General features: G+C 66.8%; 5 protein-coding genes and 3 rRNA genes. 5 read left to right on the top strand and 3 right to left on the bottom strand.

Translation table 11 applies throughout. The features are described 5' to 3' along the window. The first annotated feature begins 86 nt into the window (after positions 1-86). The 4 genes from rrf (ACE026_RS11775) (at position 87) to ACE026_RS11760 (ending at position 1,818) form a co-directional block, all read left to right on the top strand. Positions 87-201: ribosomal RNA gene (gene rrf / locus ACE026_RS11775) — 5S ribosomal RNA — on the top strand. Between the two features lie 131 nt (positions 202-332). Beyond that, a 5S ribosomal RNA gene (gene rrf / locus ACE026_RS11770) occupies positions 333-447 on the top strand. Between the two features lie 131 nt (positions 448-578). After that, positions 579-693: ribosomal RNA gene (gene rrf, locus ACE026_RS11765) — 5S ribosomal RNA — on the top strand. 168 nt (positions 694-861) lie between these two features. Continuing rightward, entirely contained in the window at positions 862-1,818 is a 957-nt protein-coding gene (locus tag ACE026_RS11760) for a D-2-hydroxyacid dehydrogenase family protein (RefSeq protein WP_486039137.1), read from the top strand. A 3-nt stretch (positions 1,819-1,821) separates the two neighbouring features. Here the strand turns inward: ACE026_RS11760 and ACE026_RS11755 are convergent, their stop codons facing one another. The 3 genes from ACE026_RS11755 to hemH all read right to left on the bottom strand — a co-directional run bounded on the left by ACE026_RS11755 (position 1,822) and on the right by hemH (position 5,730). After that, positions 1,822-3,558, bottom strand: coding sequence for a methyl-accepting chemotaxis protein (locus ACE026_RS11755; protein ID WP_486039136.1), 1,737 nt, complete (start codon positions 3,556-3,558; stop codon positions 1,822-1,824). A gap of 364 nt (positions 3,559-3,922) precedes the next feature. Beyond that, positions 3,923-4,771 (bottom strand): alpha/beta fold hydrolase, encoded by an 849-nt coding sequence (locus tag ACE026_RS11750; protein WP_486039135.1) that lies wholly within the window; start codon positions 4,769-4,771, stop codon positions 3,923-3,925. Then, positions 4,768-5,730: a ferrochelatase gene (gene hemH, locus ACE026_RS11745; RefSeq protein ID WP_486039134.1), complete on the bottom strand. Its 963-nt coding sequence runs from the start codon at positions 5,728-5,730 to the stop codon at positions 4,768-4,770. The genes ACE026_RS11750 and hemH overlap by 4 nt, the downstream gene beginning before the upstream one ends. A gap of 187 nt (positions 5,731-5,917) precedes the next feature. On the opposite strand from hemH, the gene ACE026_RS11740 reads away from it, so the two are divergent. Beyond that, positions 5,918-6,814: a lipid-binding SYLF domain-containing protein gene (locus ACE026_RS11740; RefSeq protein WP_123729775.1), complete on the top strand. Its 897-nt coding sequence runs from the start codon at positions 5,918-5,920 to the stop codon at positions 6,812-6,814. Positions 6,815-6,844 lie beyond the last annotated feature (30 nt).

The raw sequence follows: 6,844 nt of genomic DNA, 5'->3' as shown, positions 1-6,844 counted from the left end.
GATCCCAAGTGCACGCTACGTCACAAGACTTACGAGAGGCAGGCGCCTTAATCCGTTCCTTAGGATGGCGACGCTCCAACTGTCTCCCTGGTGAAATTAGCGCTGTGGAACCACCCGATCCCATCCCGAACTCGGAAGTGAAACGCAGCTGCGCCGATGGTAGTGTGGCCTAAGCCATGCGAGAGTAGGTCATCGCCAGGGTTTTTACCCCGAAAACCCCGCTGCTCACGCAGCGGGGTTTTCCTTTATTGCAGGCACCTGGTTTTTGCAGGTATCTGTTTCTCGGAAGAGACCTCTGCTGAGCTGGCGCAACGCGCTGCTCCAACCGTCTCCCTGGTGAAATTAGCGCTGTGGCACCACCCGATCCCATCCCGAACTCGGAAGTGAAACGCAGCTGCGCCGATGGTAGTGTGGCCTAAGCCATGCGAGAGTAGGTCATCGCCAGGGTTTTTACCCCGAAAACCCCGCTGCTCACGCAGCGGGGTTTTCCTTTATTGCAGGCACCTGGTTTTTGCAGGTATCTGTTTCTCGGAAGAGACCTCTGCTGAGCTGGCGCAATGCGCCGCTCCAACTGTCTCCCTGGTGAAATTAGCGCTGTGGAACCACCCGATCCCATCCCGAACTCGGAAGTGAAACGCAGCTGCGCCGATGGTAGTGTGGCCTAAGCCATGCGAGAGTAGGTCATCGCCAGGGTTTTTACCCCGAAAACCCCGCTGCTCACGCAGCGGGGTTTTCTTTATGTCCGCGATCAAGTGCGTGTCCAACGCGTGCCCGACACGCCGCGAGGTGTCGTGTCTGTCCGTAGAGCGCGCCACTGCATGGGCGTATCGTCATGGCTGCTGATGACGATGGACGAACCCCATGGCGCTGAACTGCGTGATTCTCGACGACTACCAGAACGTCGCGGTGGCGTATGCCGACTGGAACACGCTCGGCCAGGCGGTGCAGGTACGCACGCTGACGACGCCACACACCGGCGATGCACTGGTGGCCGCGCTCGGTGATGCCGACATCCTGGTGGTCATGCGCGAACGCACACCCATCACCGCGGCACTGTTGACCCGCCTGCCCCGTCTCCGCCTGCTGATCACCAGCGGCATGCGCAATGCGGCGGTCGATGTCGCGGCAGCGAAAGCACAGGGGATCATCGTCTGCGGCACCGACAGCCATCCCGAGCCTGCCGTGGAGATGACCTGGGCGCTGATCCTCGGCCTGATGCGTCAATTGGTGCCGGAGGTCAACGCGCTACGCAGCGACGGACCATGGCAGCAGACGGTAGGCCGTGACCTGTATGGTGCGCGGTTGGGACTGCTGGGGCTGGGCAAGATCGGCCAACGCGTGGCGCAGATCGGCCAGGCGTTCGGGATGCAGGTCAGTGCATGGAGTCCGAATCTCGATGCCGCCCGTGCGGCGGCGGCCGGGGTGCAATTGGCCACGTCCAAGCAGGCCCTGTTCGCCGGCAGTGACGTGGTCTCGCTGCATCTGGTCCTGGGCGAACGCAGCCGCGGGATCGTGGATGCCGACACGCTCGCCTGCCTGCCGATACACGCGTGCCTGATCAATACCGCGCGGGCCGGCCTCGTTGATCAGCAGGCATTGATCGATGCCGTGACTGAAAAGCGCATCGCCGGTGTCGGCCTGGATGTCTTCGACATCGAACCCCTCCCGGCAGGGCATCCGCTGCGCACATTACCCAGCGTCTTGGCGACGCCGCATCTGGGCTACGTCACCGAACGCAATTACCGGGACTATTTCGGCCAGGCGGTCGAGAACATCGCCGCCTGGCTGCAAGGCACGCCGCGGCGCACGCTGGGCTGAGGATCACGCCAGCGCGGACTGGCGCACGGGGTGGGCCTGGTGGCGGAACACGGCCACCGCCTGGGTGAGGTCGGCCGCCTGCGCTTCCAACAAGCGTGCGGCGGCGCTGGCTTCCTCAACGAGCGCTGCATTCTGCTGGGTGGCATCGTCCATCTGCGCCACCGTCCGGTTGACCTGATCGATGCCGGCGGCCTGCTCCTGCGAGGCCGACGAGATCTCGGCCATGATGCCGCTGACACTGGCCACGCTGCTCACGATCTCGCCCATGGTCTGCCCGGCGTCCTGCACCAGGCGCGCGCCGTCGGCGACCTGCTCCACGGAGGCATCGATCAGGCCCTTGATCTCCTTGGCTGCCTCGGCCGAACGCTGGGCCAGACTGCGCACCTCGCTGGCAACCACGGCGAAGCCGCGGCCCTGCTCTCCGGCACGGGCAGCTTCCACCGCCGCGTTGAGCGCAAGGATGTTGGTCTGAAAGGCGATCCCGTCGATCACGCGGGTGATGTCGCCGATCCGCCGCGAGGCGCTCTGGATCGCGTCCATGGTGGTCACCACCTCGCTCACCACCTGGCTGCCACGCGTGGCGACGTCGTGCGCGCCGTGCGCCAACGCACTGGCCTGGCGCGCGTGTTCGGCATTCTGGCGGACGGTGGAGGTCAGCTCCTCCATCGAGGCGGCGGTTTCCTCCAGATGGGCAGCCTGGCGTTCGGTACGCTCGGACAGATCATCGTTGCCACTGGCGATCTCACTGGCGGCCAGCGTAATCGAGCTGGTGCACTGCTTGATCCGTTCAACCATCGCGGTCAGTTGCTGCGCCGTCGCATTGGCATCGCGCTGCATGGCCTGGAACGACCCGTGGAAATCGCCCCGCATGCGCTGGTCCAGATCGCCGTCGGCCAGCGCCGAGAGCACGCGGCGGACCTCACCGACCGTGCCACCCACGCTGTCCAGCAGCTGGTTGATGCCGCCGGTCAGGCCATTGAGGAAGCTCGCGCCGCCATCGGTGGCCTGCAGGCGGCGATCAAGATCGCCCTTGCTGGCCGCCTCGACGATATCGGCCACGGCGTGTTCCAGCAGCAGTTCGTGGGTACGGTCATGCCATTCCACTGCGAAGCCCTGGCGCTGGTCCTTCGCATCGAATACCGGCGTGACAACCTGGGCGAAGTGCACCGGGCCGATCCGCACACGCCCGTGATGGGTGACCATCAGCGTATTGAGGATGGCGCGGATGCGGTCCGGATTGGCATGGAAACGATGGATGCTGCTGCCGACCAGGCGCTCGGCGTCGAAGTCGGGGAAAGCCTCACGCAGGCTGGCCTGCTGGTTGCGCAGCAGGGTCACCACCGACTGGTTCACGTAGCGGATCACGTGGTCGTTGTCGGCGATCATCATTGCGGTGCGGGAGACATCCAGCGCCTGCCGGACCTGGGCATCGTGCGTGTGTTCGACGCGATCACGCGCCTGCGCGCGTGCTGCCTCCGCGGCCAGCGAGAGCGATTGCATCTCTGCCTGCCGCAACGCCTGGCCCTGCTGCCGCACGCGCCGTGCCACCACGCCCAGCAGCAACGCCGCGACTGCGACGGGAAGCAGTGCCCAAGGCTGCCGCTGCCAGATCGCGGCGGCCACCGCGGCGGCAAGCAGCACCCCGGCCGACATCAGACAGGCGGCATCCGTGGACGGCCGGGACGTGCGCTTGCGCAGCAGGTCGGGTGGGCGGGAGGTGGCATCGGGCATGGCGGACATGGCGGCTCCAGAATCATCAGAAAGCAGAAAGCCCGCGGCGTGATCGCGCGCAGGCGGATGCCACACCCGTCACCGGCGAAGCGGTGGGCGCAGCAGCAGAAAGAAGCAGAAGGGCATGCACAGAGCACGTGCCGGCCGGTGCCATGTCGGCGGTGGCGATCACCGCCGGCATGGCCCGGTCCTGTGGGCGATGGCACGGCCAATCCGGCATTGCGACGACGTTCCCTGGAAGCCTGGGTGATGCGCGGCTTCGCAACGGCGGAGCAAGCGACGACAGTGCGGCCGATGAAGATCGGCCTGCATCATCGGTATCGGTCGCTGCCGGGATAAGTTGAGTGCGACCGTGTGTCGCACCGTGCAGGGCTTACCCGGCGAGGAAGCCCTGGATCACCTCAGCGACCACCTGCGGCTGCTCCATGTGCAGATGATGCGTGCCCGGGAACACGGCCAAGCGGCCTTCGCGCAGCAACGTGATGCGCTGGCTGCGCAACGGCTCCGGGTAATACGACTGCGCTGGCGTGGCGTAGATCACCTGGGTCGGGCATTCGATCGCGGCGAGCAGGTCGTCGATCTGCGCTTCGCTCAGGCGCATCGCGGTGGGCAGCATCAGGCGCTGATCGCTGCACCAGCTGAAACCCCCTTCAACCGGCTTGACGCCGCGTTCGACCAGCAGGCGCGCGCAGGGCTCGCTGAGCTGGTTGGCCATCATGCGGGCGCGGATCGGCGCGGCCAGATCGGGGAACACGCGCAGTCTGCGGGTGGGCAGCGCCCGCGCGGCACGCACATGCTCACGCAGGCGCTGTGCGGTTTCATTCTCCGGACCGCGCAGGCCGCCGAGGGCCTCGATCGCGATCAGGCGCTCGACGCGTTCGGGTGCGGCCGCCGCGGCAAGGCTGGCGATGCCGGCGCCCATCGAATGGCCGAGCAGCACGAAGCGGTCCCAGCCCAGCGCATCGGCGACATCGAGCACATGGCAGATCGCGCCCGGCGTGTTGTATTGCGTGCCCGGCGGCAGATGCGCGCTGTGGCCGTGGCCGGGCAGGTCGATGGCGACCAGTTCCAGACCCGGCAGCTGCGCCGCCAGCGGCACGAAACTGGCCGCGTTGTCGAGCCAGCCATGCAGGGCCAGCACACGCAGGCCCCCGCTTACAGGCGACCGCAGGCCGGCCACGGTGCTGCCGGCAACCGGCAGCGAGAACGGCTGCAGCGTCATGCCAGCGCCGCGATGCTCAGCCGCGACAGCGCCAGTGCATGCGCCTGCGCGTCATTGAGGCAGGGGATGTAGCGCATCGTCGCGCCGCGCTCGGCCACGGTCTCGGTAAAGCCCATCGCCACTTCTTCCAGGGTTTCCAGGCAGTCGGTGGCAAAGCCGGGGCAGACCACGTCCATGCTGCGCACGCCCTTCTCGGCCATCGCCCACAGGGTGGGTTCGGCGTAGGGCTGCAGCCACTTCTCACGCCCGAAACGCGATTGGTAGGTCAGCTGCCAGGCATCGTCGGCCAGCTCCAGCGCGTGGGCGATCGCGTGGGCGCTGGCTTCGCAGCGCTGCGGATACGGATCGCCGGCGTCGGCCAGGCGCTGCGGAATGCCGTGGAAGGAAAACACCAGTTTCTCGCCGCGCCCATGCTGCTCCCACCACTGGCGGATGCTGCCGGCGACGGCGGCGACCCAGTCCGGATCGACCGCGTAATCGCGCACCAGGGTCACGGTGACGCCGGGATGTTTCGGCTGCCACTCGCGCACCTGGTCCTCGATCGAGGCAGTGGTGGTGGTCGAATACTGCGGATACAACGGCAGTACCACGATCCGTTTCATGCCTTCGGCGGCCAGCCGGTCCAGCTCGGCCGGCAGCGCCGGGCCGCCATAACGCATCGCATGGCGCACCCGCAGATCGGGCATCAGGCCCTGCATGGCCTCGGCCAGCCGGCGCGTATAGACCATCAGCGGGGAGCCCTCCGGCAGCCAGACCTGGGCGTACTTGGCGGCCGAGCGGCCACTGCGCAATGGCAGGATCAGCCCGAACAGCAAGGGTTTCCAGAACAGCGGCGGAATCGCGACCACGCGCGGATCGCTGAGGAATTCAGCCAGGTAGCGACGCACCGCCGGGGCGGTTGGCGTCTCGGGCGTGCCTAGATTGACCGCCAGCACGGCGGTGTCGGGTGCGTCGAGCATGGCGTCATTCTCGCAGGTCTGCGCGATTGGCGGGATGGATTTGGATGATGAACGCGATCCAGCATGCATATCGACAGCCCCGAATACTCATTGCCGATTCATCGCCGGCCTTCTAACGTCGAGAAGCGTATCGACCCCGGTCGTACCTGCCGCTATCTTGTATGAATCGACTTTCTGGAGCCCACCCATGCGCCGCCTCAGCCTTGTTCTGCTGATCTCCGCCAGCCTGCTGTCGACCCAGGCCATGGCCGGGCCACAGGAGGACCAGCGCGCCCGCAACGCCGTGCGCGTCCTGAATGAAATCCAGGACATCCCCGAGCAGGGGATTCCCGACAAGCTGCTCGACGAAGGCCGCGCGGTCATCGTCATTCCCGACACGATCAAGGCCGGTCTGGTGATTGGCGGCCGTCGCGGCCATGGCTTGATGTCCGTCAAGACGCCGGATGGCAGCTGGTCCAACCCGGTGTTCGTGAAGCTCACCGGCGGCAGCATCGGCTTCCAGGCCGGCGTGCAGTCCTCCGATGTGGTGCTGGTGTTCCGCAACGACCGCAGCCTGGACAATCTCGTCAACGGCAAGTTCACCCTGGGCGCCGATGCCGGCGTCGCCGCCGGTCCGGTCGGTCGCAACGCCGCCGCCGCCACCGATGGCCAGCTGAAGGCCGAAATCTGGTCCTGGTCGCGCGCCCGTGGCCTGTTTGCCGGTGTGGCGCTGGATGGCGCCGTGCTGCAGATCGACGATGCCGCCAACCTGGACGCCTACGGCAGCAACACCACGCCGCGCATGGTGTTCGAAGGCCGTGTCGGCGAGCCGCCCTCGGTGGACGTGGTCGCCTTCCGTGATCGCCTGGAAGAAGCCACCTATACCGCCCGCGAGAAGCGCGGCACCGCGGGCAACGCCCCGGCGCCGGCCGCTGCGCCGCGCGCCGCCGCCGTACCGGTTCGACCTGAACAGGCACCTGCCCCGGCCGCTGCCGGCGCGACCACCGCCCCGCTGCAGTCCGTGCCGGCGCAACCGGCCGCGCAGCAAGGCTTCCAGCCGGTTGGCGACGGTGAAGTCCGGACCGAATCGCTGGACGGCAACTGACTTTTGTCACGCGCGCCGGCTTACCGCCGG

It is taken from the genome of Stenotrophomonas sp. AGC87, from assembly GCF_057333975.1.
Note: the sequence above shows the minus strand (reverse complement) of the source record. Positions and strands in the feature narration are given on the sequence as shown.